Genomic DNA, 25,085 nt, shown 5'->3' with positions numbered 1-25,085 from the left:
CATCCAAATAAAAACGCGGGGAAAGCGCTGCTCGCCCCGCGTTTTGTTCTGCATGACAGGCACCGGCTAGCCGGTGCACCGCGATTACAGCGAGTAGTACATATCGAATTCAGCTGGGTGCGTGGTCATACGCATACGCTGAACGTCCTGCATTTTCAGTTCGATGTAGGCATCGATCATGGAATCGCTGAACACGCCGCCACGGGTCAGGAACTCGCGGTCTTTGTTCAGGTTGTCCAGTGCTTCTTCCAGCGACGAGCACACGGTTGGGATCAGTGCGTCTTCTTCTGGTGGCAGGTGGTACAGATCTTTCGATGCTGCTTCGCCCGGATGGATCTTGTTGGCGATACCGTCCAGACCAGCCATCAGCAGTGCTGCGAAGCACAGGTAGACGTTGGCCAGTGGGTCTGGGAAGCGGGTTTCGATACGGCGGCCTTTAGGATTGGCCACGTGTGGAATACGGATCGAAGCCGAACGGTTTTTCGCCGAGTAAGCCAGTTTCACTGGTGCTTCGAAGCCTGGCACCAGACGTTTGTACGAGTTGGTACCTGGGTTGGTGATCGCGTTCAGTGCTTTAGCGTGCTTGATGATACCGCCGATGTAGTACAGCGCGGTGTCCGACAGACCGGCATAGCCGTCGCCAGCGAACAGGTTGACGCCGTCTTTCCAGATCGACTGGTGCACGTGCATGCCCGAACCGTTGTCGCCAACGATAGGTTTCGGCATGAAGGTGGCGGTTTTGCCGTAGCTGTGGGCCACGTTCCAGACCACGTATTTCAGGTTCTGGGTCCAGTCAGCACGCTCAACCAGGGTCGAGAACTTGGTGCCGATTTCGTTCTGGCCAGCGCCAGCCACTTCGTGGTGGTGTACTTCGACCGGAATGCCCAGCGATTCGAGGATCAGGCACATTTCCGAACGCATGTCCTGGAAGCTGTCGACTGGTGGCACTGGGAAGTAGCCGCCTTTGACGGTAGGACGGTGGCCGCTGTTGCCGCCTTCGATTTCCTTGTCGGTGCTCCACGATGCTTCGTCCGAATCCACTTTAACGAAGCAGCCGGACATGTCGATCTTCCAGCGTACGCTGTCGAAGATGAAGAATTCTGGTTCTGGGCCGAAGTAGGCGGTGTCGCCCATGCCCGACGATTTCAGGTAGGCTTCAGCGCGTTTGGCGATGGAGCGTGGGTCACGGTCATAGCCCTTGCCGTCAGCAGGTTCGATCACGTCGCACTGCATGAACAGGGTGGTTTCTTCCATGAACGGGTCGATGCGGGCGGTTGCTGGGTCTGGCATCAGGATCATGTCCGATGCTTCAATACCTTTCCAGCCGGCGATCGAGGAGCCGTCAAACGCGTGGCCCGATTCGAATTTGTCGATATCGAAGTGCGACACTGGCACGGTCACGTGCTGTTCTTTACCACGGGTATCAGCGAAACGGAAATCAACGAATTTGACTTCGTTTTCCTGGACCATTTTCAGTACTTCTGCGGCTGTCATTGCCATGCGTATCTCCTAAAGGAATGTGGGGCTCGTGCGTCATTGGTAAGCAGTATTCGTGCCAGCTCCAAACATTTTGGTGCATGTTTCAAGTCGCAGGCATCGTGCAGGTAAATTCTTTTAAAAACTCACCAGCACGGAACCACGCCCTGATTTGAGGCACATCAATACCGCACCAAATAAGTGCAAATCCGATTTTTCGCACCGATTTTGTGCATTTTCCGAAAAACCACCAAAAATGCACAGCCTTGGTGCAGCCTTGCGTGTAGCGGGTGCAGGCAGCCTATAATAAACGCAAACCCACTACTGGAACACGTCATGAGCAAAATTGAAGAGATCCTCGCCCTGGCCCGTAGCCGTAGCAAGGACTGGCCGTACGCGGGCGCTGTCACGCCGCAGGAAGCATTTGATCTAGTCAGTGCCGAACCGGCCATCAAGCTGGTCGATGTGCGCACTCATGCCGAGCGCGACTGGGTAGGCAAGGTGGCCATCCCCGACGCGCAGTACAGCAATGTGCAATGGATGCTGTATCCGGGCGGTCTGGCCAATCCCGATTTCATCGAGCAGCTCAATACGGTGGCCCGCAAGGATCAGATCCTGCTGTTCCTGTGCCGCTCCGGCGTGCGCTCGCGCGCCGCTGCCAAATCGGCCACCGAACATGGCTACCAGCACTGCTACGATATTCTGGAAGGCTTTGAAGGCGACAAGGATGAAGTAGGCCACCGCCGCAACATCAACGGCTGGTGCAAGGATGGCCTGCCCTGGATAGGCGCTTAAGTTGCACTGACGGCTGCACTGACGGCCGGCGCTGCCTCGGCCGCCGCCGCGCCACCGCCCGCCTCACCCAGCAGGAATTCGATACGCTTGCGCACGAACTGTATATGGCTGCGCAAGCCGTACAAACCATCGGCAAACGAGAGCGGAATCGATACCTGATTCACCAGTTCCTCGATCTCGTTCAGGCGCTGTAACTGCGCCGCATACACTTGCAGCCGGTCTTCCGGCGTCGCCGCTTCCACCGCCTGCTCAACCGCGCGCAACTGGCCATACCAGCGATACACGCGCGAACGGATGCGCCACACATACAGCGGCGGCACCACTTTCGACAGCGGCAGCAGCAAGGCGCCCAGCGCCACCACCACGACCCACATGCGGTCGAGGAAATTGGCCAGCCAGAAGGTCATATAGCGCTGCAGCAGCGGCGGGCCGCTCTTGTAGAATTTGGCCGCTTCCGGATGCACGGGTATCTCCGAGTATTTCGCCGACGGGAACTGGCCCTGCTGGGCAAACCAGCCGGAACCGCCGTGAATATTGGCCGCTGCCTGCACGAACAGATCGACCAGTGCCGGGTGCAGATTTTCGCGCGCCACCAGCGTGGCCGTGGGTGCGATCAGATCGAAATTACTGGCCGGCAGATCGCGCCCCAGATCGACGATCCCACGTGGCAGCATCACATGGGTCAGGAAAGGCAGCTTGCGGCCATAGGCTTCGGCCTGATGGAAGTTGAACAGCTTGATGCCGGGCGTCTGCAGCAGCATCTGGATCAGCGGCGCTTCCGGCGCCGAAGTGAATACCAGCCCGTCGATACGGCCGGCCAGCAGTTCTACCGTGGCCGGTGTATTGGCCAGCGAATAGCGCCGCACCTGCTGCTTCTCGATGCCGTTCAGTTCCAGCACCTGACGGAACAGCCGTGGCGCGCCTGCCCCTTCCGGCCCGAAGTTGATCTTCAGGCCTTTTAACTGGCTCAGACGGGTAATCGGAGGATGATCCTTGCGCTCGCGCAGGAACAGCCACAGCGGCTCAACGAACAGGCTGCCCAGCGAACTCAGTCCCTCCTGCTCGGCCACTTCCTCGTTGGTGGTACCGCTCTGCATGAAAGCGATATCGGCCTGCCCTTCCTTCAGTAGGCGCAGATTCTCGCCCGAGCCGGCCGAAGGCACCAGCGTGACCTTGACGCCATGCGCCGCCAGCGCCGCCGCGTATTTTTTGCCGAATTCTGCGTAGGCGCTATTGTCCTGCCCCGTCGCCAGCCGCACCGTGCGCGGTGGTGCCGGATCGACCAGCCAGTAAGCCAGCAGACACACGCCCACGATCAGTACAATGGTCGGTGCCGCTGCCACCAGCAGGTCACGCAGGGAAAAACGGGAAAAGCGCAGAATTTTTTTCATCAGAGATTACACAGTTAAACCGGTCAGGCTAGCCACCGCAGGCGCGCAGCGCAGAAGCTTGCGCCACTTTGCCCGTGGTCGCTGCAACCGGCAGCACGGCAGCGGTCGGCGCAGCGCCAGCAGGAACAGCAGGAGCAGCGGCGCCACCTGCGGCGGCCTTGTTCAGATTGACCGGTGCCGCCAGCGGCGCCTTGCCTGCTGCAGCAGGATCGATCAGCGGCATCAGCGTCGGTGCCAGCACCACCAGCAACTGCACCGGCAAAGCACTGGTGAAATCGTAGTTCTTCGATTCCGGCCCGTGCACATAGGCCGTCATACTACCGAAGAAACGCTCGCCGATGTTGAACACAAAGGTGGCGGAACGGTTCACATAGCGCGATTCGATCAGCCGGCCACCGGCGCCATAGACGTCGAAGCGCTGGTCGCCCGTGCCAGTCTTGCCGCCTACCGGCATATCCGTACCATCGGCCAGCACAAAGGCCTTGCGTGCCCGCTTGGCCGTACCATCCGACACCACGCCACGGATGGCCTGCGCCACCACGGCCGCCACTTCCGGAGACAGCACGCGCTCGTCTTCAGTCGGCTTGCCCTTGGTGACCACGGTTTCGTAAGGCGTGCCTTTGGCGAAGTGCAGCGAACTGATACGCTGTGTCGCCTTGCGCACACCACCATTCACGATGATGCCCATCATCTCGGCCAGCGCCGCAGGGCGGTCGGCCGATGCGCCCAGCGTGGTGGCATACGACGGCACCAGCGATTCGAACGGATAGCCCATTTTCTTCCACTGCTTGTGGATTTCCATGAAGCCTTCCATTTCGATCAGGCCAGCAATGCGCTTGTCCTGCGCATGCTTGTGATGCGTCTTGAACAGCCACTGGTAGACTTCCTGCCGCTGCTGTTCGCTGGCCGCCGTCATTTGCGCCAGCGTGGCGCCCGGATGCTGGCGCATATACGCCGCCATCCACAGTTCCAGCGGATGCACACTGGCCAGATAGCCCCGATCGGCCAGCGACCATTTATCGATGCCATACTGTTCGTACAGCTTCTCCACGCGGTCGTCCGGCACCTCGTTCTGCGACGGCAGATTGGCGCGCAGGAAGCTGGCAAACTGTTCCACCGTCGCCTGCGGATAGATGGTACGGAAGATCACCGCCAGCCGCACCGGCGTGCTGCGGATATTCGCCAGCAGGATCTTGTCCAGTTCTTCGGGCGGCTTGCCCTTGTACTTCATGTAGAAGCGACCGAGGAACTCCTTGCCTTCCTTGTCAGCGAAGCGGGCCAGATAGCCGGCACGGCGCGGATCATCCGCGTCGGCCAGCAGCGAGGCCGAGGAGCCCGGCGTCTGGAACATATAGTACTTGGCCACATCGCGCATCAGCCGCACGAAAACCAGATTGGTGGAACGGCGCAACGCTTCCGTCACCGTCATGATCTTGTTGTTGTCTTCCTTGGAGAAGTTGCCGAAGTGGTGCAGCCCGCCGCCAGTGAAGAAGCCCTCACCCGGATTACCCGAATACTGGCGCTCCATGGCGGCATTCAGCATCGGTGTCAGCGCGCGCGCGGCCGGGTCCTGCGGCAGCGCCTTGAAGTAGTCCAGCGCCCACAGCGACAAACGGTCCTGCGGATCGATCTTCACCTGAGCCAGGGCGGCGCCATCCATGCCCGCATACTTGCGGTGCAGCTGATCGACGATGTCGAGATAGCTCACCAGCGTGCGCAGCTTGGCAGTTGAACCCAGATCGAGCTTGGCGCCTTCGTTGATGTCCAGCGGCTGGTCGAAGTTATCCGTCTGCAGACGCAGCAGATTGTATTGCGGCCCCTTCTCCAGCAGCGTAAAGCTGTACACCACATTGGCCGGATCGCCATTACCGAGCATGCCCTTGCCGGTCAGCCCGGCTGCCTTGGCTTTTTCCGGATCGCGCAGATCACGCAGCACCTGCGTCACGGCCGTCTGAGCCTGCGCATCGAGCGTGCTGACCACGCTCAGATCGAGCCGGTCCAGGTTGTACATGCGATTGTCGCCCAGCAGATTGGCCAGATGGTTGCGGATCGCGTTCGAGGCCTTGCGCGAGACGAAAGTCATGGCCGGTGCCGACTGCAGGCCGTTACCGGTAGCCGGATGCAGCCGCTGGGCCAGTGCGCGGTCGCGCAGGGCCGGCGTAATCGCGCCTTCCTGTGCCAGCAGGCGCAGGTGGGAATTGGTCAGCGTTTCCAGATCCGCTGCACCGTCGGCCAGATAGTAGCTGGGGCGGCGCTGTGCAATCATCAGGCTCAGGGCTTCCTTGTAGACCAGTGCCGTTTCCGCATCAGGCTGGGACAGATTGCCGCTCAGGCGACGATTCAGGTCGGCGAAATCGCGGCCGTACCAGACCCACATGCCGTCGCCTATGCCATTCACTTCGCCATAGCCCGGCTTGGCCGACAGCGGCACCGTGTTCAGGTACTCGGTAACGATGCGGCGCCGTGCCTGCGTGGTATCGGGGCCGTCCTGATAGGCGCGCAGACTGGCCGAGACCATCTGCTGCAGCTTGTCCTTCATGGAACTGGTGCGGCCTTCCGGCGAGTGGCGGTATTTTTCGATCTGGGTGGCCAGCGTACTGCCGCCAGCCGCGCGGTGGCCGCCGGCCACAGTGCTCACACCTTTCTCGATCACTGCCTTGCCCAGCCGGTCCCATTCCACGGCCGGATTGCGGGTCGGGTAGCGGTTATCGAGCAGCTCGCGGTTTTCAATGAACAGCAGGCTGCTCACCAGCGCGGCCGGCGCCTGTTCGAACTTGCCGTAGACGCGCTCGGGATAGCTGGCCGCAAACAGCGTCTGCTCGCGGCAGTCGGCAATGGTCAGGCCGGTGCGGGTCTTCTCGTGATAGGTGGCGAACACGCCCATGTCGGCCAACTGGGCCATCTTGGGCGAGATGCGGGCCTGCGCACTGACGTGATAATCGCGGGTACTGAGCTTGCCCAGATAGTCGGGCAGGCCGGCATAGCCGAGCCGCTCGTCATACGGGCTATCGTGCGGGAAGCGGATCGACTGGCTAGGCCCCGCTTCGACCTTGTAATTGAGCTGGCCCACCACATCGCCAAACAGGCGTGACTGCAGCATCGAGCTACGCGTTTCATAAGCACCCAGCGCGCACACGGCGGCAACGGCCACGCCCAGCGCCAGCAACCATTTGCCGCGTGCGCTACGCCGCGGCGGTGGCGGCACATCGCCAGTCTGGGTTTCCCCTTCCGTGCCGTGCTCCGCAGCGTCTTCCTCGGCGGGTTCCAGCACTGGCTCCGGCAGTTCGGCGTCAGTCGCAGACGCTACCAGGGTGACGGGAGATTCATGGGGCGCGCCTGCCGCATTAGCAGTAGCAGCAGTAGCAGCAGTAGCAGCAGCGGCCGCACTGGCGCCGCCGAGCGCAGCCGCCTGTGCGGCATCTGCATCGCTCAGCGAAGGCACCACGCGCAGATAGCGGGCGCGCCGCTTGGCGAAAACAGCAGCGCTGGCGCGGGATTTGCGCGCTGCCCGGACAACTAAACGAGGCCGGCGGATACGACGATTGCTTAACATATGATTCAGACCGGTCAGCTAACTCAGTAAAACACTCATAGACGCGCAGCACCTAGGCGCTGTTGCGCACTTCCATTGCACCACATCGGGGTGGCGCGCACCGGCGCTACTTGGCAATATTTTGATATAAGCACGAAATTTTCGCAAAAAAACAACGGCGCTCTCTCCACCGAAAGAACGCCGTTTCTGACCACTACTTATCACCGCAACACTAGATGTTGCTGAACTCTACATGGAGTTTCGTCAGTTCCGCGCACAGTTGACGGAAGGCGGCCGCGGTCTGCACCGGTTCGCCTTTGACGCCAAGCTCGATATGGCGCCGCGTCTGCGCGTCGCCCACGCTGGGCAGGCTGAATATCTTCACGCCCGGATAATCGGCTTCCAGCATCTGCATCAGCGGCGTCAGTGCCGATTCCGCCGCTTCGTACACCAGCACCGACTGTTCGATGCGCGGTGCGCGGTTGTACAGATGGGAGTAGTGCTGGTCCAGCACCCATTCGATCATGGGCCAGGCCATGACGGGGAAGCCCGGCACGAAATAGTGCTGGCGCAGCGAGAATCCGGCGATATTGTTGTACGGGTTGGGAATCAGCTCGGCCCCTTCGGCGAATTCCGCCATCTTCAGCCGGTGCAGATTCTCTGCCGATTCGAGATCGGCCGGCTGCCCTGCCTCGTACCCCATCTGCAGGATGCGCTGCTGGATGTTGCGCTTGCCTTCTTCATGCAGCACCAGCGGCAGGCCCAGTGCATCGGCCGCGGCCTGGCGCGTATGGTCGTCCGGCGTCGCGCCTATGCCACCGCAGCAGAACACGATATCGCTGCTGGCAAAGCTGCGCTTGAGCGCAGCCGTAATACGTAGCGGATCGTCCGGCAGGATTTCGGCCCAGCCCAGTTGCAGGCCGCGCGCGGCCAGTATCTGCAGCACTTTGGGGAAGTGCTGGTCGTGCCGCCGGCCCGACAGAATTTCGTCGCCGATGATGATCAAACCTATCGCCATAACTATGCTTCTCCCTGTAAGCGCTGGCCTAGCCGGCGTGCTCGATGGTGGCAGTGGCACGCAGTTGCGCCAGCGCTTCCAGACAATAATACGCAAACCACAGGCCGGTGAAGATAAAAATCAGGACATACAGCCAGATCGAAGCGGCCGCCAGAAACGGGAACAGCACCACCGCCATCACCCCGCCCAGCCACAGCGCACCGGGCAAGGCACCGGCGGCGCCGGAAATCACGCCGATCAGCAGCAAGCGGCCACGGTGCTGCTGCAGTATCTGGTGGCGCTCTTCGGCACTGGCGTAATCGGCCAGCGCGTCATACACCATCACGCGCATGGTCAGCCAGCCCCACAGCAGTGCCTGAGTAATCACGGCCAGCGGCGGGAAGGCATACAGCGGCAGCGTCAGCAACCACAAGCCCATGAACACCAGCATGGCGCCCAGCGCCGTGCCTATGCTGCCCAGCAGGCTGCCGCCTTTGCGCTGTTCCAGTTCGGGATAACGGCGCCGTCCCACGTGGCGGCCGATCAGCGGCATGGCGACCACGCCAATGAACACCAGCGCCGTCAGTATCATCAGCGGCAGCAGCGCCAGCATGGCGATCAACGGCACCACCACGGTTTTCAGCGTGGCCAGCCCGAGCGCCGTGAGTAGGCTGCCGCTACGGGCAAACCCATCATACTCGGTGAACAGCGCATGCAGATAATCGATCAGCGGCTGCAGGCCGACATACAGCAGCACTGCCCAGACGGCCAGCGCCAGCAGGAAAGGCAGCACACTCATGGCCAGCAGACGCGGATGCCACTGCGTACTGAAGGCCAGTCCCCAGCTACGCAGTACGGCGCCCATCAGACTACATCCTTGCCGGCATATTCCACCATGCGCTTCAGGCCCAGCCACTGCTGGGCCCAGAAGCCGCGCCCGTAATCACGGCCGGGCAGGACTGCGCCGTGCGCATCGGTCTGCGGCAGTTGGTCGCGGATGCCGGTGGCGGCAAACTCCGTGGTGAAACGGGCCGTGCCGAATACCATGTCCCACACCGGCAGCAGCACGGCAAAATTGCAGCCGCCCAGCGTGCCCACGCCATGGCTTTCGTGGCCGTGGCCGATGGCATGGTGGTGGCGGTGGTAGCGCGGCGACACCAGCAGGCGCTCGCCCAGCCAGCCGAAATGGATGCGCACATTGGCATGCTGCAGGCTTTGCAGAATGCGCGACACGGACACCAGCACTACATACTGGGCCGGCTCGACACCGATAAACAGCGCGATCAGCGCCATGTAGACGTCGCGCAGCAGATCGTCCAGCAGATGGTTGCGGTTGTCGCTCCACAGGTTCATGTTCTGCTGGCTGTGGTGCAGGCCGTGCAGGCCCCACCACCAATTGAAATGGTGCTCGGCGCGGTGGTACCAGTAATCAAAGAAGTCCAGCACCACCAGATACACGAGGAAGCTGGCCAGCGGGCTGATACCGGGCAGCAGACTCTCGAGATTGAGCGGATGCAGGCTTTCGAAGCGCAACTGGGCGGCCAGCGTATCCATCAGCGGATCAAGCGTAAAGAAGATCAGCAGCGAAAACAGGCCGATACGGTGCAGCACCGTATAGAGGAAGTCGTTCCAGCGTGCGCGCGGATCGCTGATCCGGTGCACCGGCAGCAGCGCTTCGAGCGGGCGCAGCACGAGGAACAGCAGCAGCAGTTCGAGCGCGCCTATCAGCAGCCATTCCGTGCCTTCGAACGATTCCTCGACAAATTCGCCCAGGCCTAGCTGGAACACCAGCGGCTGTATAACTGTTTCAAACAACCAGCCCTGGGCTACGCCCAGCCAGTCGGAAAATACCTGCATCATGGATGTTTAAAGGAAGAAGAGTAGTCTGGATGGTCGCGCAGGGTGGCAAAGCAATAGCCCTTCTGCGCCAGTCCCTTGATCAGTGGTTCGAGGTTGGCCGGTGCCCACGCATCCTTGCGCGACCAGATGCCCATGTGGATCAGTACCACATCGCCGGCGCGCAGTTCGCGCAGCGATTTGGCCAGCAGCGAGGCATTGGAATACTTCTCGCTGGGCAGTTCGTCGCCGGAGAAGCCGGCCGGCGACCAGCCCACATGGGTATAGCCGCAGCTACGCGCTGCGGCCAGTGCGCGCGGCGAGGTGCGGCCGGCCGGTGCGCGCCAGACCGGATCGAGGTGACTGCCCGTCAGCTCGACGAAGCGCTGGTCGACACGGCGTATCTGCTCGCAGTACTGGTCGGAGCTCAGCGTACGCAGCTTGCCGGCGCTGCTGCCGAAACCGGGCTTGGTCTCGAGCTTGCCGTCGGCCCCGTCGCGCACCAGCACATCGTGATCGAAAGTATGCGAACCGATCACATGGCCTTCGGCCAACCGCGCCTTCCAGTACGGTGCCCAGGCCGGGTCGAGCGAATAATCGCCGTTGACGGTTTTCTCGTTGGCGAGGAAGAAGCTGGCCTTGATATGGTGCTTCTGCAGCGTCTCGGCGATCAGCGCCGCCTGCGCCTGACTGCCCGTATCGAAAGTCAGATAGATATTGCCCTTGCACTCGGGCGCAGCCTGGGCCGCTTTGGCAGCAGCACTGGCGGCCGGCACCGAGGCCGCTGCGGCTGCCGGTACCACGGCCAGCATGGCAGTGGCAGCGCTGGGCGCGGCCGGCTTGCTGGTGATGGCAGTTACGGCAGGGGCAATAGCGGCCTTGCTACCGGCCGCGCCGGCACTGCTGCCGACGGCAGGACGGTAGCCATAGGCGGCAGCGATGCCGGCGGCACGTGCTACGGCGGCGCGCTTCGCCACGCCCGATTCAGCCTGGGACAGTGCCGGCATCAGCGCCAGCATGCACAGTGTCAGGGCGGCGGCGCGTGCCATCAGATGCGGGGAGCGGAATTAAAGAAGAACACCCCGTGCGGCGAGCGCCCCACAGGGATCATTTTGATGACTTTGCGGCTGGGGATATCGATTACGGCCACTTTTTTAATCCAGCGCAGCGTTGCCCACATGGTTTTACCATCTGCCGTCACCTCCATACAGTCCGGACCACCGGGCACATTAATCTGGCCCACATTTTCCAGCGTCTTCTGGTCAATGATATTAATCGAATTCGACACGCGGTTGGAAACGAAAATGTGACGGCCATCGCCGGCCGCGCGGAAATTGTGGGTGCCCTGCCCCGTTTTGATGCGTTTCACGATCTTCTGGCTGCGCCAGTCGATCACTTCCACATAATCGCTGCTCATGATGCCGACCAGCAGATACTTGTCGTCCGGCGTCATCGAGATCCCGGCCGGCAGCTTACCGACCGGCATAGTCCATTTGATGGCCTGGGTCTTCAGGTCGATGGCACTGACTTCGTCGCTACCCTGCTGGGTAATGAACACCATGTCGCTAGCCGCATTGAAGGCCATGTGGCTAGGCAGCTTGGGCAGCGGCAAACGCTTGCTCAGGGTCAGGCTGCTGCCGTCGTAGCGGTACAGATCGACGCGGTCCAGCCGCAGCGAATTCGAGACCAGCCATTTCTGGTCCGGCGAAAAACCGATCTGGTAAGGATCGAGGATGTCCTTGATGGTACGCTGGATCTGGCCGCTTTTCGGATCGAGGAAGATCAGCTCGTTACCAACGGAGCTGGCCACGATGAGCGATTTATTATCGGGCGTGGACATCAGGTGGTGCGGCTCTTTGCCGACCGGGAAAGTAGCGAGGTCTTTATACGTGTCCTGATCGAGCAACTGCACAGTAGCGTCGCGCGAATTGAGCACAACAACGACATTGGCCTGCACACTGCCGGCGGCAGTCAGGGCGCAGACACAGGAAAGGGCGATACGGCGAAAACTGCGGAGCATGGATAAGTCGCTTGTAGGAGCAAAACGCTTATTTTACGTGCAAACGGGCAGGCAGCAAGGAGGAAGCCGCAATTAATCGCCCGGCCGCACGCCCTGCTACAATGCGGGCCTGTCTTTAACGTACTTCTGAAGGAATAACATGAGCACCATTACCACCGGCTCCGGCCTGCAATACATCGAACTGACCGTGGGCGAAGGCGCCGAAGCCAAAGCCGGCCAGAACGTCACCGTGCACTACACCGGCTGGCTGCAGAATGACGACGGCAGCAAGGGTCCGAAGTTCGACTCCAGCAAAGACCGCAACGACCCGTTCGAATTCGCCTTGGGCGCCGGCATGGTGATCCGTGGCTGGGACGAAGGCGTACAGGGCATGAAAGTGGGCGGCACGCGCCAGTTGATCATCCCGTCCGATCTGGGCTACGGCTCGCGCGGCGCGGGCGGCGTGATTCCTCCCAACGCCACCCTGATCTTCGACGTCGAACTGCTGGCTGTTTGATGGCTGCGGGCGCGGCAGACTAGCCGCCGCCCGTTCCTACTGGTGCTGCCAGCGACGCTGCAGCGCCAGCTCCTCGGCCTGCGCATCGAGTGCAGTGCCTGCCTTGCGCTGCCGTATGGCTTCCTGCAGCAGCGCCGGCATATCGCCTGTGGCATTACGATGGCTGCCCAGCGCGGGCACATTGCGCCGGTTCTGCACCAGCAGCGGCACCTGCCAAACACCTTCCTCGCGACAGGCCAGCCCTGTCAGATCCTGCTGCATACCCAGCAAGCTGAAACTGCGGCAGTAATTGCCTTCCTGTGTCATAAAACTCTGGCCCATACGGATTTCACCGTCCGGCGTCGTGCGTCCGCCCGGCTGCTGGTTCAGCGCCACCAGCAGGCTACCTTGCGCCAGCAGGCTGCCGTCATGGGCGGCGACGGCGGCAATGCCGGAACTGGCGGACGCCAGCGGCGCCGGTGCAGTACCCGAAGTGGCAGCAGAACTGGGCCACCAGCCTAGCCGGCTGCCGTATAAACCCAGCAGGATCAAGCCCAGCACCAGCGCGATCACCAGCGCCAGCACGCTCCATTCCAGCCCACCCCAGCGGCGCTGCCCAGCCTTGCGCGCTGCGGCAGCGCGCTCCGCCCGCACGCCGGCCAGTTGCACCACTTTGGCTCCCGCCTTGACTCCCGCCTCGGCGCTGGCCGCACCGATTGCCTTGCGCCGCAACTGCGCGACCCGCAGCGCCAGCGCGCTATCGTGCTGCATGGCCGACTCCAGCGCGCGACTGGTCGCTGCATCAAGTACGCCATCGGCATAGGCTTGCAGTATTTGATCGGAAAAGCGCGTGGTTCGGTCCATGGTGCTGTCATCATAAACCTTTTTGAACACCTGCTGCGGCCTGTAACGGCGGGCGTTTTTTTGCGTCGCAGCGTGGCGCGCTAACTACTGTATGGCTTACTTCGAAGAGAAACCATTACATTTGACAATATTTATGCTAATCTGCGCGCTCCAATAACCAAGGAGGTAGTAATGAAAAAAGGCGAATTGATTGCAGAATTTGCGAAACGCACTGACGTGTCCGCTGCTGCCGCCAACAACGCGGTCAACACCCTGATCGCCATCATCACCGAGCGTCTGAAAAAAGGCGACACGGTAGGCATCACCGGCTTCGGCACCTTCTCCGTCGCAAAACGCGCTGCCCGCAAAGGCCGCAACCCAGCCACCGGCGAAGCGATCAAGATCGCTGCGTCGAAAACGCCTAAGTTCTCGGCTGGCGCGACCCTGAAGTCGGCTGTTAATCCGACCAAGAAAAAATAAGACGTCCGTAACATAGTGCCCGCCAGGGCACCGGCAGCGGCGGTCCCTGTTCCAGACAGCGACCGCCGCTCTGTTTTTGAGGAGTCCCTCTAGCAGAAATCGGCGTGGCTGGGGTTATGATGGCGCCATCATTCAGCCCCTTGAGGAGACACCATGAGTTTAGATGCACAATTTGCCCAGGCCCAGCTCGATTCGAAAAACCTGCCTGAGCGTCCGGACAATATGACGCTGCTGAAAATCTACGCGCTGTTCAAACAGGCGTCGAGCGGCGATGCCAGCGGCGACCGTCCCGGCTTCACCGACATGGTCGGCCGTGCCAAGTTCGATGCCTGGGCTGCCCTGACCGGCACCTCGCAGGACGAAGCCAAGCAGCAGTACATCGACCTGATCGAAGATCTGAAGTAAATCAAAAAATCATTCGGGGTCAGGTCGGGCAAATGTGCAGCCTCAACAGTTTGAGTTGTTGAGGCTGCACATTTGCCCGACCTGACCCCGCTGTTTAGGCGGCGAACACGCGCGCCATTTTGTCTTTCAGCTTGGCTTCCACCACGCTGGCAAACGCGCCATAAAACAGTCCCAGCGTCATCTGCACGCGCGCTTCGTTCGGTGCCAGCGTCAGTTTGCCGTTCACACCCGAGCGATCGAAATGCAGTTCATCGCCCTCCCAGCGGCAGCTCAGCTCGAACTGTTCAGCCAGTTTATCGACTACCTGCTGTGCCGCGGCACGCGCCTGCTCGGGTGCCAGCTGATGCGCCTGCACGATGTTAATGTCGGCCATCGCCCTCTCCTTCTGCTTGAAAAAGCCGCCATCATGCCAGTTGCGCCGCTGCGCCGCCAGTGCCTGAACGCATGCCAGAATGGCCCTGCCAGAGGCCGGATCCGGCCCCTGTCGCGCGCCAGAAACGAATTTGCTTATTTGTATTGTATATAAGCGCAATTTGTGAGAAATAGCGAATTACCTTAAAATACAGTGCTTTGCCGAGGTTAGCCGGGCCATGCCACGCCGCCGACGCCGCTGCACCACTACATTGATAGGACTGTTATGACTCACGTTGTTACCGAATCTTGCATCGCTTGCCGCTACACCGATTGCGTCGATGTTTGCCCGGTAGATTGCTTCCGCCAGGGCCCGAATTTCCTCGCCATCGATCCGGATGAGTGCATCGATTGCGCCGTCTGCGTGGCCGAATGCCCGGTCAATGCGATCTTCGCAGAAGAAGATGTGCCGTCCGACCAGCAGAAATTCATCAAGCTGAACGTTGAACTGGCACGCGGCTGGCCTTCGATCACCAAAACCATTCCGGCACTGGACGAGGCCGAGCAGTTCAAAGACGTTAAAGAAAAACTGCACCTGCTGGTCCGCTAAGACTTTCGTCTGGATAGGTAGCACCAGGCAGCGCCCCACGCGACAGCTATAGCCAGCCGCCGCGCAGCTCGGTGTTGCCCAACCATTATTGAAATAACAGGAAACCAAGTATGAATAGCACTGTCACTACCCCTGACGCCATCGAAGCCGATGCCGTCATCATCGGCGCCGGCCCCGTCGGCCTGTTCCAGGTCTTCGAACTGGGCCTGCTGGAAATCAAAGCCCACGTGATCGATTCGCTGGGTGCGGTGGGCGGTCAGTGCGTGGAACTGTATCCGGACAAGCCGATCTACGACATCCCTGCCGTGCCATCGTGCACCGGCCAGGAGCTGACCGACAATCTGCTGAAGCAGATCGAACCGTTCGATCCGACCTTCCACCTGGGTCAGGAAGTGACCAAGGTCGAGCGCCGCGCCGATGGCCGTTTCGATGTCGAGACCAGCATCGGCACCCGCTTCATCACCAAAACCATCTTCATCGCGGCCGGCGTGGGTTCCTTCCAGGCCCGTACCATCAAGGTCGACGGCATCGAAGAATTCGAAGGCAGCCAGCTGCACTACAAGGTCAAAGATCCTGCCATCTTCGAAGGCAAGAATCTGGTGATCTGCGGCGGTGGCGATTCGGCGCTGGACTGGGCCCTGAACTTCGTCGGCAAAGCCGAATCCGTCGTGCTGCTGCACCGTCGCGAAGAATTCCGCGCTGCGCCAGCTTCCGTGGCCAAGATGAAAGCCCTGTGCGACGAATACGAAATGCAGCTGATCATCGGTCAGGCTACCGGCTTCGAAGCCAAAGACGGCAAACTGAGCGAACTGAAAGTCACGGGCGCTGACGGCGTCACCCGCCGCGTACCGCTGGACATGTTGCTGGTATTCTTCGGCCTGTCGCCGAAACTCGGTCCTATCGCCGAATGGGGTCTGGACATCGAGCGCCGCCAGCTCAAAGTGATGAACACCGAGAAGTTCGAGACCAATGTGCCGGGCATCTTCGCAGTGGGCGACATCAACACCTATCCGGGCAAGAAGAAGCTGATCCTGTCGGGCTTCCACGAAGCGGCTCTGGCTGCCTTCGGCGCCGCACCATATATCTTCCCGGACAAGAAGATCCACATGCAGTACACCACCACCTCGCCAAAACTGCACAAGGTGCTGGGCGTGGAAACCCCGGTCTTCGACTAAGCGCAGCGCGCTGGTCCTACAAAAAAGCAGCGTTCGCGCTGCTTTTTTTTCATCCTTATCAGACCGATACTGGAGCCACAAAAACCATTGTGGAAAACACGTAGACTTGCTCAGCAGCATCTGGGAATGCAATCGATTACGGCAAACTGTCCTATAATTGGTTTATGATGTACGGAATTGGTGCACCGCACCAAACGCTAGCCCCGGGGATAACCTATGCTCTACCATCTTCACGAAATGCAACGCTCGTTCCTGACCCCGCTGATGCAGTGGGCCGACGCGTCCTCCAAAATGTTCACCAATCCGGTGTCGCCACTGGCGCACACGCCGTTTTCGCAGCGTATCGCGGCTGGTTACGAACTCATGTACCGGCTCGGCAAAGACTACGAAAAGCCGGCTTTCGACATCAACTACGTCGAACTGCAGGATGGTACGGTAGGCATCGTTGAAGAAGTTACCGTTAACAAGCCGTTCTGCCGCCTGCTGCACTTCAAGAAAGCGCTCAGCGACAAGCAGATCAAGGCGCTCAAGCAGCCCACCGTGCTGCTGGTCGCGCCGTTGTCGGGACACCACTCCACGCTGCTGCGCGATACCGTGCGCGGCCTGCTGGTCGATCACGACGTCTACATCACCGACTGGACCGATGCACGCATGGTGCCTATGTCGGCCGGCACCTTCCATCTGGACGATTACATCTACTACGTGCAGGACTTCATCCGCCTACTGGGCCCGGATCTGCACGTGATCTCCGTCTGCCAGCCTACCGTGCCGGTGCTGGCCGCCATTTCGCTGATGGCTAGCGACAAGGATCCGAAACTGCCGAAGACCATGACCATGATGGGCGGCCCTATCGATCCGCGCCGTTCGCCGACGGCCGTGAACAATCTGGCCGTCGAGAAGAAATTCTCGTGGTTCGAAAACACCGTGATCTACTCGGTGCCGCCTAATTATCCGGGCTTTGGTCGCAAGGTCTATCCGGGCTTCCTGCAGCATGCTGGCTTCATCGCCATGAATCCGGGCCGCCACGCCCAGAGCCACCGCGAGTTCTACATGCATCTGGTCGAAGGCGATCAGGAAACGGCAGAAAGCCACCGCAAGTTCTACGACGAGTACAACGCCGTACTGGACATGCCGGCCGAATACTACCTCGACACCATCCGCACCGTGTTCCAGGAACACGCACTGCCCAAGGGCACGTGGAAAGTGGGCGGCAAGCTGGTACGTCCGCAGGACATCACCACCGTGGCCTTGTTCACCGTAGAAGGCGAGCTCGATGACATTTCCGGCGCTGGCCAGACCCAGGCTGCGCACGACCTGTGCTGCAACATCCCGGCTGACATGCAGCAGGACTTCGTGGCGCCGCAGGCCGGCCACTACGGCATCTTCTCGGGCCGCCGCTGGCGCGAGCAGGTGTGCCCGAAAATCACCGAGTTCATCAAGAAGCACGGTTAAGCCTGCGCCTGCAACGCAGGCCTGAGCGGCGGCTAGGCCGCCACACGGGGCCGGATCACGCTGCGCAGGCAGCGGATCCGGCCCCGTTTTTCTCTCGCTGGCCGATTTGGCGGATAATGACGCTTTTACGATTTAAGACGTCACTCTGCCGTGTCTACCAAGCCCACTCTCGCTGACCGTATCGAAGACCTGCTGCCGCAGACCCAGTGCACCAAATGCGGCTACCAGGGCTGCCGCCCGTATGCGCAAGCCATCGCCGACGGCAGCGCCGCGATCAACCAGTGCCCGCCCGGTGGTGCGGAGGGCATACAGCGGCTGTCGGCCCTGACCGGCTATCCGGTCATTCCGCTCAATCCCGTCAACGGTCTGGAACGTCCGCGCGCCGTGGCTTATATCGATCCGGCCCTGTGCATAGGCTGCACGCTGTGCATACAGGCTTGCCCGGTGGATGCCATCGTCGGCGCGGCCAAACTGATGCACACCGTAGTACCCGATCTGTGCACCGGTTGCGATCTGTGCGTGAACCCCTGCCCGGTCGACTGCATCGTCATGTACCCCGTCACCGAACAGACCGGATGGCAGGCATGGAACGCCGAACAGGCAGCAGCAGCAAGGGCGCGCCACGATTTCCGCGCCCTGCGCCTGCAGCGCGATAAAGATGAAAACGATGCGCGTCTGGCCGCCAAGGCCGTGGCCAAAATGAAGGCGGTGGAAGCGCTCGATCCGGCCACCGATGCCGACGCCGCCGAGAAGGAACGCAAGCGCGCCATTATTGCCGCCGCCATGGAAAGAGCGCGCCTGCGCAAGGAAGCCGAAGGCAAAGCCTAACTCCGCCAATATTCGCCACTATCTGCCACGATCCGCCACCATCCGTCAGCCACGCAGAATTCCCCATCACGCATGAACAAGCAAACCCGCCAGACCATGTTCGAGCGCTTCCGCGCCGCCAACCCGAAACCCGTGACGGAACTGGAATACACCACGCCGTTCGAACTGCTGATCGCCGTGCTGCTGTCAGCCCAGGCCACCGACGTCGGCGTCAACAAAGCCACGCGCAAGCTGTATCCGGTGGCGAATACGCCGGCCGCCATTCTGGCGCTGGGCGAAGAAGAATTAAAGAGCTATATCCAGACCATAGGCCTGTACAAAACCAAGGCCAAGAATGTGATCGCCACCTGCCGCATGCTGCTGGAACTGCATGGCGGTGAGGTTCCGCGCCAGCGCGAAGCACTGGAAGCCCTGCCCGGCGTGGGCCGCAAGACGGCCAACGTGGTGCTCAACACGGCGTTCGGCGAACCCACCATGGCGGTGGATACCCACATCTTCCGCGTGGCCAACCGCACCGGGCTAGCTCCCGGCAAGAATGTCGACATCGTCGAACAGAAGCTGCTCAAATTCGTCCCGCGTGAATTCCTGCACGATGCCCACCACTGGCTGATCCTGCACGGCCGCTATACCTGCAAGGCACGCAAGCCCGAATGCTGGAACTGCATGCAGCTCGACCTGTGCGATTACCGCAGCAAAACGCCAGCCCCGTCGCATGCCTGAAGCGCCGCAGGCAGCGCGATTGCGCACGCAGCAGCAATAGATTCCGGCTATTTAAAACACTGGATCAAGTAGCTAAAAATTCGCTGTATTTCCATTTTAGATGTTATATATTCAACGCACTTCTGTTGCATATCTAACACCTATCAAGGAGATGCGTGATGTTGCGAACCACCAGTTCAGTGCTATTGGCTGCTGTCTTGTTTGGCTATACCGGCATCGCGGCGGCAGAGAAACTCAACCCGGTCGGCATTGCCGTCAAAAACGAAGAAGCCAGCATCGCGGTCGACATCAACGCGCGCGGACAGGTGGCGGGCATCATCCAGAATGTCGAAGAAGGCACCCAGCGCGCCATACTCTACGACCGACAGCAGGTGATCGAACTGGGCACGCTGGGCGGCGGCGAGAGCTACACCAAGGGCATCAATGCCAACGGCGAAGTAGTGGGCACGGCACAGAACAGCCGCCGCCAGTGGCGCGCCTTCATCTACAGCAAAGAACGCGGCATGCGCGACCTCGGCACGCTGGGCGGCAACAGCAGCTATGGCGCCGCCATCAACACGGCCGGTCAGGTGGTCGGCTTTGCCGACACCAGCGACAACTACTTCCACGCATACGTCGCCGACAGCGATGGCGTGCTGACCGATCTGGGCACGCTGGGCGGCAATATCAGCTACGCCAGCGGCATCAATAACCACGGCGAAATCGTCGGCACGGCGGCACTCAGCGACGGCAACCGCCGCGCCTTCCTGTACCGCCCCGGCAGCGGCATGATCAATCTGGGCACGCTGCCGGGCGGCCGCGCCAGCTCGGCCAGCGCCATCAACGATGATGGCGTGGTGGTCGGTGCGGCCAGTACGGCCAGTGGCCGCTGGCATGCCTTCATGTACGACGGCGAAAACATGGTCGATCTGGGCGACATGATAGGCTATGGCGACAGCTTCGCCACGGCCGTCAACGGCGCCGGCCATGTGGTGGGCACCATACTGATCGGCGACGAGCGCCGCTCGTTTGTCTACCGCGATGGAAAAATGACCGTGCATCCGGGCGGCCACGGGCTGTATCTGGTCAACAGCATCAACAATCAGGAACTGGTAGTTGGCGCCCAGTTCCAGGGCAAGAAATTCGAAGCATCAACCATGCGCTCAAACGCCACCGCCACCGTGGTACGCTCGCCGCAGGAATTCATGACACTGATCGCCATTGTGCTGCTGGCTGCAGCCGCCATGATCATCTACCACCGGCGCTACCGCGGCATCCAGCTACGCGGACCCGCCATGCTGTCATTCTAGGCCGGGCGGCGCGCTTCAACGCTGCCGCTAAGCTTTGACGGTGCGCTTGCTGGCACGCTCGCCCAACCAGCCTATGACTTTACTGTCATAACTGGCGGGGCTCTTGCGGCCCACGCGCTCGACCAGATCCTGTAAGCTCTGCTGCGCCAGCGCTTCCTCCATGCGCTGCTGCGCATCCAGCATCACCGCATGCACGGCGCAAGTGCCGGCCGTAGCCCATGCTGGCGGCGCACCATCAAACACTGCACAGCGTGCACGGATTTCACGGCATTCAAACAGCTCGCGCGCACCGTCGATGGCGTGCACCACATCGAGCACACTGATCTTGCTGGCCGGGCGCGCCAGCATAAAGCCACCCTTCACGCCTTCGGTCGCTGCCACCAGCCCTGCCTTCGCCAGCTTGGTAAAAATCTTGGCCAGAAAATCGACCGGTACGCCTTGCAGCTCGGCCAGATCGCGCACGCTCGCATCGCGCGCTGTGCCAGCTTCACTGACCAGAAATAGCAGGCAATGCAGGCCGTACTCCACTCCCGAGCTGATGTGCGCCATATTATAACTCCGACAAAATTAGTCGCATATTTTAGCATGCACCCACTAAAACGCTTGCGTTTACGAACTACGACTAATATAGTCGCAGTTTTAAACGAAAGGATAGCACCATGAGCAAACAGATACTGATCATAGGCACAGGCTTTGCCGGCATGTGGAGCGCACTGGCGGCAGCGCGACTGCGCCATCTGGAAGGCCAGCAGGCCGCAGTGGAAATCACCGTCATCTCGCCCCAGCCCGAGCTGCATGTGCGTCCGCGCCTGTATGAAGCCAACCTGTCCGGCATGAATCCTTCGCTGGTGGCGCTGTTCGATGCAGCCGGTGTGCACTACATCGCCGGCACGGTGCAGCAGATACACGCGCAGGACCATGCAGTGCACTACCGCACAGCCGACGGCAAGGAACAATTGTTCAGCTACGACAAACTGATACTGGCCAGCGGCAGCACGCTGTTCCGCCCTGCACTACCGGGCCTGAAAGAGTATGCCTACAGCGTGGACCAGCTCAGCGACGCTCAGCGCCTGGAAGCACACCTGCAGGCACTGGCGCAGCGTCCGGTCAGCCAGGCACGCAATACGGTGGTGGTATGTGGCGGCGGCTTTACCGGCATCGAAACAGCGGCCGAAATGCCGGCCCGCCTGCGCGCCATACTGGGTCAGGATGCAGCGGTAGAAGTGGTCATCGTGGAACGGGCCACGGAAATCGGCCCCGATCTGGGTGCCGGCCCGCGTGAGGTGATCGAACAGTCGCTGCGCAACAAGGGCGTGAGCCTGCGGCTCGGGCAGGCCGTTGCCACGGTCGATGCGCAAGGCATCACCACTGCCGACGGCAGCCGCATCGAGGCCCACACCGTCATCTGGACTGCCGGCGCGCGCGCCAGCACGCTGGCCACGCAGATCAGCGGCGAGCGCGACAGCTTCGGCCGATTGCATGTGACGCCCGCGCTACGCGTGGGCACCAGCGATATTTACGCCACGGGTGATGTCGCCCATGCGGCTACCGATGATCAGGGTAATTACGCGCTCATGTCCTGCCAGCACGCGATGAATCTGGGTCGCTCGGCCGGCCACAACGCCATGGCCGATGTATTGGGACTGCCAGCCATACCGTATGACCAGCCGGTATATGTTACCTGCCTGTCGCTGGGAACGGACGATGCGGTCTACACGGAAGGCTGGCAGCGCACGGTGAAAATGTCCGGCCCCGCAGCGGCTGAGCTGAAGGCGAACATCAACACCGTCTGGATCTATCCGCCGCAAGCGGATATGGCGGAGATCATCACCCGCGCCGATCCTGCCAGCCGTCCGGTGCAGTACTTCTGACGCTAGCCCGGCACCGCGTGCACCTGGGCAGCATCGATCAGATCAGTACCAGGTTGTCGCGGTGGATCAGCTCCTGCCCTTCCACAAAGCCCAGCAGCGCTTCGATTTCGCTGGAAGGCTTGCGCATGATGCGGCGCGTTTCGGTGCTGCTGTAATTGCAGATGCCGCGCGCCAGTGCCACGCCCTGCTCGCTGACGCAGGTAATCACGGCACCGCGGCCGAATTCGCCCTTCACTTCGATCACGCCGATAGGTAGCAGCGACTTGCCTTCCTTGCTCAGCTTCTGCACGGCGCCCGCATCGAGCACCACCTGCCCTGCCGTATGCAGATGGTCAGCCATCCACTGCTTACGGGCCGTCAGGTGGCCCGTCTGCGCCACCAGCTGGGTGCCGATTGCTTCGCCCTGCGCGAGCCGCGCCAGCACATCGCTGTCACGCCCCCACGCAATAATCGTATGGGCGCCCGACTTGGCGGCGCGCTTGGCCGCCAGTATCTTGGTCAGCATGCCGCCGCGGCCTATGCTGCTGCCGGCGCCGCCCGCCATGGCTTCCAGCGCCGGATCACCAGCCTCACCCTGCTGGATCAGCACCGCATTCGGGTCCTTGCGCGGATCGGCGCTGTACAGGCCATGCTGGTCGGTCAGGATGATCAGCGCATCGGCTTCGATCAGGTTGGCCACCAGTGCGCCCAGCGTATCGTTATCGCCGAACTTGATCTCGTCCGTCACCACCGTATCGTTCTCGTTGATGATGGGGACCACGCCGAGCCGCAGCAAGGTAGTCAGGGTGGAACGGGCATTCAGATAGCGTTCGCGGTCGGCCAGGTCGGCATGGGTCAGCAGCACTTGCGCCGTACCTAGCTGGTGCGCGCGGAAACTGGTTTCGTAAATCTGCGCCAGCCCCATCTGGCCAACGGCAGCACAGGCCTGCAGTTCATGGATATCCGTCGGGCGCTGCTCGAAACCGAGCCGCAGCATGCCTTCGGCGATCGCGCCCGAGCTGACCAGCACCACCTGCTTGCCCAGTGCGCGCAGGCCGGCAATCTGGGCGGCCCAGCGGGCGATGGCGCCATGGTCCAGACCACGGCCATCGTTGGTGACCAGCGAAGAACCGACTTTGATGATGATGCGTTGGGCGTTCTGTATTACGGATTTCATGATGCGGCAACTCTCAAAACAAGCGAACGAAAAACTTCGGCACGGGGCCAGAAAGGCACGGGGCCAGAAACATACAGCGCTGTGATGGTGTGGGGCGGATTGCCCGGCTTTGCCGCTAGCAGTCACCCGTGCTGCGATGGCAGCGCGGGCGCAGAGTGGAAAGGCATAATCAGCTGATAACTGATTATGCCGGTGATGCAGAGGGTACGTCGAGACTTAGTGCAAAACTTAGTCGATAATTTTGAAGCGCGGATCGTCCGGATCGATCGACGAGATGCCACGCGCCTCTTCCGTCATGTGCACTTCTTCGGCACGCTGCTCGCCATGCTTCTTCTCTTCCAGATGCAGATAGATGGCATTGACCAGCTCCTGGGTACCTTCGTGGCCCAGTGCGGAAATCTCGAACACGGGGCCTTTCCAGCCGAACTTCTTGATGAAGTCCTTGACCTTCTTGGCACGCTCTTCCTCTGGCACGATGTCCAGTTTGTTCAGTACCAGCCAGCGTGGCTTGTCCACCAGCGTGGCATCGTATTTTTTCAGTTCGTTGACCAGTGCCTTGGCTTCCTTGACCGGATCGACGTTGGCTTCGAACGGTGCCAGATCGACGATGTGCAGCAGCAGGCCGGTACGCTGCAGGTGACGCAGGAACTGGTGACCCAGACCGGCACCTTCGGCCGCGCCTTCGATCAGACCAGGAATGTCGGCAATCACGAAGCTCTTCTCGTGCGACACACGTACCACACCGAGGTTAGGGTGCAGCGTGGTGAACGGATAGTCGGCAATCTTCGGACGGGCGTTGGACACCGAGGTGATGAAGGTCGATTTGCCGGCATTCGGCATACCGAGCAGGCCCACGTCGGCCAGGATCTTCAGTTCGAGGCGCAGTTCGCGGCGCTCGCCTTCCTTGCCTTCGGTCTTCTGACGCGGCGCGCGGTTGGTCGAGGTCTTGAAGTGGATATTGCCCCAGCCGCCATCGCCGCCTTTGGCCAGCAGTTCCTGCTGTCCGTGCGTGGTCAGGTCGGCCATGATTTCGCCACTGGCTTCGTCGATGATCAGGGTGCCCACCGGCATGCGCAGGAACACGTCGTCCGCGCCTTTGCCATAGCAGTCGGCACCACGGCCCGATTCGCCATCTTTGGCGCGGTGCACTTTGGAGAAGCGGAAATCGACCAGCGTATTGATGTTACGGTCTGCTACTGCCCAGATCGAGCCGCCTTTGCCGCCATCGCCGCCGTCAGGACCGCCGAACGGGCGGAATTTCTCACGGCAAAACGAGGCGCAACCATTGCCGCCGTCACCACCGATCACTTCAATTTTTGCTTCGTCGATAAACTTCATAATGTGCCGCCATAAAACTAAAAAGGCTCTACCTGGGGCAGAGCC

The 25,085-nt window shown here is 61.0% G+C and carries 24 protein-coding genes; 11 read left to right on the top strand and 13 right to left on the bottom strand.

The features are described 5' to 3' along the window. Nucleotides 1-84: 84 nt before the first annotated feature. Nucleotides 85-1,500, bottom strand: a complete 1,416-nt coding sequence (gene glnA, locus GM655_RS09735) for a type I glutamate--ammonia ligase (protein WP_155434474.1) — start codon at nt 1,498-1,500, stop codon at nt 85-87. 312 nt (nt 1,501-1,812) lie between these two features. Here glnA and GM655_RS09730 point away from each other — a divergent pair, with 312 nt between their 5' ends. Further along, nucleotides 1,813-2,271, top strand: a complete 459-nt coding sequence (locus GM655_RS09730; RefSeq protein WP_155434473.1) for a rhodanese-like domain-containing protein — start codon at nt 1,813-1,815, stop codon at nt 2,269-2,271. Here the strand turns inward: GM655_RS09730 and GM655_RS09725 are convergent. The 7 genes from GM655_RS09725 to GM655_RS09695 form a co-directional block, all read right to left on the bottom strand. Beyond that, nucleotides 2,268-3,662 carry a TAXI family TRAP transporter solute-binding subunit gene (locus tag GM655_RS09725; protein WP_155434472.1) on the bottom strand — a complete coding sequence of 465 codons (1,395 nt, stop codon included), beginning with the start codon at nt 3,660-3,662 and terminating at the stop codon, nt 2,268-2,270. The two genes, GM655_RS09730 and GM655_RS09725, sit on opposite strands and share 4 nt — an antisense overlap. A 28-nt stretch (nt 3,663-3,690) precedes the next feature. Then, nucleotides 3,691-7,215 carry a transglycosylase domain-containing protein gene (locus GM655_RS09720; RefSeq protein WP_229632493.1) on the bottom strand — a complete coding sequence of 1,175 codons (3,525 nt, stop codon included), beginning with the start codon at nt 7,213-7,215 and terminating at the stop codon, nt 3,691-3,693. Nucleotides 7,216-7,426: 211 nt separating this feature from the next. Further along, complete coding sequence (locus GM655_RS09715) at nt 7,427-8,212, bottom strand: competence/damage-inducible protein A (protein WP_155434471.1); 786 nt, start codon at nt 8,210-8,212, stop codon at nt 7,427-7,429. 28 nt (nt 8,213-8,240) lie between these two features. Beyond that, nucleotides 8,241-9,056: an EI24 domain-containing protein gene (locus tag GM655_RS09710; protein ID WP_155434470.1), complete on the bottom strand. Its 816-nt coding sequence runs from the start codon at nt 9,054-9,056 to the stop codon at nt 8,241-8,243. Beyond that, on the bottom strand, nt 9,056-10,051 hold the full coding sequence (locus GM655_RS09705) for a sterol desaturase family protein (protein WP_155434469.1): 996 nt from the start codon (nt 10,049-10,051) through the stop codon (nt 9,056-9,058). The genes GM655_RS09710 and GM655_RS09705 overlap by 1 nt, the downstream gene beginning before the upstream one ends. Further along, on the bottom strand, nt 10,048-11,076 hold the full coding sequence (locus GM655_RS09700) for a polysaccharide deacetylase family protein (RefSeq protein WP_155434468.1): 1,029 nt from the start codon (nt 11,074-11,076) through the stop codon (nt 10,048-10,050). Before GM655_RS09700 ends, GM655_RS09705 begins: the two co-directional genes overlap by 4 nt. Continuing rightward, complete coding sequence (locus tag GM655_RS09695) at nt 11,076-12,047, bottom strand: YVTN family beta-propeller repeat protein (RefSeq protein ID WP_155434467.1); 972 nt, start codon at nt 12,045-12,047, stop codon at nt 11,076-11,078. The genes GM655_RS09700 and GM655_RS09695 overlap by 1 nt, the downstream gene beginning before the upstream one ends. A gap of 139 nt (nt 12,048-12,186) precedes the next feature. Here GM655_RS09695 and GM655_RS09690 point away from each other — a divergent pair, with 139 nt between their 5' ends. Next, complete coding sequence (locus GM655_RS09690; protein ID WP_155434466.1) at nt 12,187-12,543, top strand: FKBP-type peptidyl-prolyl cis-trans isomerase; 357 nt, start codon at nt 12,187-12,189, stop codon at nt 12,541-12,543. 36 nt (nt 12,544-12,579) lie between these two features. Here GM655_RS09690 and GM655_RS09685 read toward each other — a convergent pair whose 3' ends face one another. After that, nucleotides 12,580-13,386: an anti-sigma factor gene (locus tag GM655_RS09685; protein WP_155434465.1), complete on the bottom strand. Its 807-nt coding sequence runs from the start codon at nt 13,384-13,386 to the stop codon at nt 12,580-12,582. 171 nt (nt 13,387-13,557) lie between these two features. Here GM655_RS09685 and GM655_RS09680 point away from each other — a divergent pair, with 171 nt between their 5' ends. Together GM655_RS09680 and GM655_RS09675 are read left to right on the top strand one after the other, a co-directional pair. Then, the gene (locus tag GM655_RS09680; protein ID WP_155434464.1) at nt 13,558-13,845 is read left to right on the top strand and encodes an HU family DNA-binding protein; all 288 of its coding nucleotides are present in this window, start codon (nt 13,558-13,560) and stop codon (nt 13,843-13,845) included. Nucleotides 13,846-13,998: 153 nt separating this feature from the next. Further along, nucleotides 13,999-14,250 (top strand): acyl-CoA-binding protein, encoded by a 252-nt coding sequence (locus tag GM655_RS09675; RefSeq protein ID WP_155434463.1) that lies wholly within the window; start codon nt 13,999-14,001, stop codon nt 14,248-14,250. 94 nt (nt 14,251-14,344) lie between these two features. On the opposite strand, the gene GM655_RS09670 is transcribed toward GM655_RS09675, so the two are convergent. Beyond that, on the bottom strand, nt 14,345-14,623 hold the full coding sequence (locus GM655_RS09670; RefSeq protein WP_155434462.1) for a polyhydroxyalkanoic acid system family protein: 279 nt from the start codon (nt 14,621-14,623) through the stop codon (nt 14,345-14,347). A gap of 264 nt (nt 14,624-14,887) precedes the next feature. Between GM655_RS09670 and fdxA the strand changes: the two genes are divergently transcribed. The 6 genes from fdxA (at nt 14,888) to GM655_RS09640 (ending at nt 20,675) form a co-directional block, all read left to right on the top strand. Next, nucleotides 14,888-15,211, top strand: a complete 324-nt coding sequence (fdxA, locus tag GM655_RS09665) for a ferredoxin FdxA (RefSeq protein ID WP_155434461.1) — start codon at nt 14,888-14,890, stop codon at nt 15,209-15,211. Between the two features lie 110 nt (nt 15,212-15,321). Then, entirely contained in the window at nt 15,322-16,386 is a 1,065-nt protein-coding gene (locus tag GM655_RS09660) for an NAD(P)/FAD-dependent oxidoreductase (RefSeq protein WP_155434460.1), read from the top strand. 216 nt (nt 16,387-16,602) lie between these two features. Next, nucleotides 16,603-17,838: a polyhydroxyalkanoate depolymerase gene (locus GM655_RS09655; RefSeq protein ID WP_155434459.1), complete on the top strand. Its 1,236-nt coding sequence runs from the start codon at nt 16,603-16,605 to the stop codon at nt 17,836-17,838. Nucleotides 17,839-17,988: 150 nt separating this feature from the next. Further along, nucleotides 17,989-18,666 (top strand): electron transport complex subunit RsxB, encoded by a 678-nt coding sequence (gene rsxB, locus GM655_RS09650; protein WP_371866765.1) that lies wholly within the window; start codon nt 17,989-17,991, stop codon nt 18,664-18,666. A gap of 72 nt (nt 18,667-18,738) precedes the next feature. Continuing rightward, the gene (gene nth / locus GM655_RS09645; RefSeq protein ID WP_155434458.1) at nt 18,739-19,386 is read left to right on the top strand and encodes an endonuclease III; all 648 of its coding nucleotides are present in this window, start codon (nt 18,739-18,741) and stop codon (nt 19,384-19,386) included. Between the two features lie 158 nt (nt 19,387-19,544). Next, nucleotides 19,545-20,675, top strand: a complete 1,131-nt coding sequence (locus GM655_RS09640) for an HAF repeat-containing protein (RefSeq protein ID WP_155434457.1) — start codon at nt 19,545-19,547, stop codon at nt 20,673-20,675. 27 nt (nt 20,676-20,702) lie between these two features. Here the strand turns inward: GM655_RS09640 and GM655_RS09635 are convergent, their stop codons facing one another. Further along, nucleotides 20,703-21,224 (bottom strand): RrF2 family transcriptional regulator, encoded by a 522-nt coding sequence (locus GM655_RS09635; protein ID WP_155434456.1) that lies wholly within the window; start codon nt 21,222-21,224, stop codon nt 20,703-20,705. 110 nt (nt 21,225-21,334) lie between these two features. Here GM655_RS09635 and GM655_RS09630 point away from each other — a divergent pair, with 110 nt between their 5' ends. Further along, the gene (locus GM655_RS09630; RefSeq protein WP_155434455.1) at nt 21,335-22,546 is read left to right on the top strand and encodes an NAD(P)/FAD-dependent oxidoreductase; all 1,212 of its coding nucleotides are present in this window, start codon (nt 21,335-21,337) and stop codon (nt 22,544-22,546) included. Nucleotides 22,547-22,583: 37 nt separating this feature from the next. Here GM655_RS09630 and proB read toward each other — a convergent pair whose 3' ends face one another. Together proB and obgE are read right to left on the bottom strand one after the other, a co-directional pair. Continuing rightward, entirely contained in the window at nt 22,584-23,702 is a 1,119-nt protein-coding gene (gene proB / locus GM655_RS09625) for a glutamate 5-kinase (RefSeq protein WP_155434454.1), read from the bottom strand. A gap of 228 nt (nt 23,703-23,930) precedes the next feature. After that, nucleotides 23,931-25,040: a GTPase ObgE gene (gene obgE / locus GM655_RS09620; protein WP_155434453.1), complete on the bottom strand. Its 1,110-nt coding sequence runs from the start codon at nt 25,038-25,040 to the stop codon at nt 23,931-23,933. Between the last annotated feature and the right edge of the window lie 45 nt (nt 25,041-25,085).

Source organism: Pseudoduganella danionis (genome assembly GCF_009720775.1).
Taxonomy (GTDB): Bacteria; Pseudomonadota; Gammaproteobacteria; order Burkholderiales; family Burkholderiaceae_D; genus Rugamonas; species Rugamonas danionis.
Note: the sequence above shows the minus strand (reverse complement) of the source record. Positions and strands in the feature narration are given on the sequence as shown.

What these genes read in the sequence shown, in the direction of transcription:
- glnA (WP_155434474.1), bottom strand. Translation starts at nt 1,500, where the DNA reads ATGGCAATGACAGCCGCAGAAGTACTGAAAATGGTCCAGGAAAACGAA.
- GM655_RS09730 (WP_155434473.1), top strand. Translation starts at nt 1,813, where the DNA reads ATGAGCAAAATTGAAGAGATCCTCGCCCTGGCCCGTAGCCGTAGCAAG.
- GM655_RS09725 (WP_155434472.1), bottom strand. Translation starts at nt 3,662, where the DNA reads ATGAAAAAAATTCTGCGCTTTTCCCGTTTTTCCCTGCGTGACCTGCTG.
- GM655_RS09720 (WP_229632493.1), bottom strand. Translation starts at nt 7,215, where the DNA reads ATGTTAAGCAATCGTCGTATCCGCCGGCCTCGTTTAGTTGTCCGGGCA.
- GM655_RS09715 (WP_155434471.1), bottom strand. Translation starts at nt 8,212, where the DNA reads ATGGCGATAGGTTTGATCATCATCGGCGACGAAATTCTGTCGGGCCGG.
- GM655_RS09710 (WP_155434470.1), bottom strand. Translation starts at nt 9,056, where the DNA reads ATGGGCGCCGTACTGCGTAGCTGGGGACTGGCCTTCAGTACGCAGTGG.
- GM655_RS09705 (WP_155434469.1), bottom strand. Translation starts at nt 10,051, where the DNA reads ATGATGCAGGTATTTTCCGACTGGCTGGGCGTAGCCCAGGGCTGGTTG.
- GM655_RS09700 (WP_155434468.1), bottom strand. Translation starts at nt 11,076, where the DNA reads ATGGCACGCGCCGCCGCCCTGACACTGTGCATGCTGGCGCTGATGCCG.
- GM655_RS09695 (WP_155434467.1), bottom strand. Translation starts at nt 12,047, where the DNA reads ATGCTCCGCAGTTTTCGCCGTATCGCCCTTTCCTGTGTCTGCGCCCTG.
- GM655_RS09690 (WP_155434466.1), top strand. Translation starts at nt 12,187, where the DNA reads ATGAGCACCATTACCACCGGCTCCGGCCTGCAATACATCGAACTGACC.
- GM655_RS09685 (WP_155434465.1), bottom strand. Translation starts at nt 13,386, where the DNA reads ATGGACCGAACCACGCGCTTTTCCGATCAAATACTGCAAGCCTATGCC.
- GM655_RS09680 (WP_155434464.1), top strand. Translation starts at nt 13,558, where the DNA reads ATGAAAAAAGGCGAATTGATTGCAGAATTTGCGAAACGCACTGACGTG.
- GM655_RS09675 (WP_155434463.1), top strand. Translation starts at nt 13,999, where the DNA reads ATGAGTTTAGATGCACAATTTGCCCAGGCCCAGCTCGATTCGAAAAAC.
- GM655_RS09670 (WP_155434462.1), bottom strand. Translation starts at nt 14,623, where the DNA reads ATGGCCGACATTAACATCGTGCAGGCGCATCAGCTGGCACCCGAGCAG.
- fdxA (WP_155434461.1), top strand. Translation starts at nt 14,888, where the DNA reads ATGACTCACGTTGTTACCGAATCTTGCATCGCTTGCCGCTACACCGAT.
- GM655_RS09660 (WP_155434460.1), top strand. Translation starts at nt 15,322, where the DNA reads ATGAATAGCACTGTCACTACCCCTGACGCCATCGAAGCCGATGCCGTC.
- GM655_RS09655 (WP_155434459.1), top strand. Translation starts at nt 16,603, where the DNA reads ATGCTCTACCATCTTCACGAAATGCAACGCTCGTTCCTGACCCCGCTG.
- nth (WP_155434458.1), top strand. Translation starts at nt 18,739, where the DNA reads ATGAACAAGCAAACCCGCCAGACCATGTTCGAGCGCTTCCGCGCCGCC.
- GM655_RS09640 (WP_155434457.1), top strand. Translation starts at nt 19,545, where the DNA reads ATGTTGCGAACCACCAGTTCAGTGCTATTGGCTGCTGTCTTGTTTGGC.
- GM655_RS09635 (WP_155434456.1), bottom strand. Translation starts at nt 21,224, where the DNA reads ATGGCGCACATCAGCTCGGGAGTGGAGTACGGCCTGCATTGCCTGCTA.
- GM655_RS09630 (WP_155434455.1), top strand. Translation starts at nt 21,335, where the DNA reads ATGAGCAAACAGATACTGATCATAGGCACAGGCTTTGCCGGCATGTGG.
- proB (WP_155434454.1), bottom strand. Translation starts at nt 23,702, where the DNA reads ATGAAATCCGTAATACAGAACGCCCAACGCATCATCATCAAAGTCGGT.
- obgE (WP_155434453.1), bottom strand. Translation starts at nt 25,040, where the DNA reads ATGAAGTTTATCGACGAAGCAAAAATTGAAGTGATCGGTGGTGACGGC.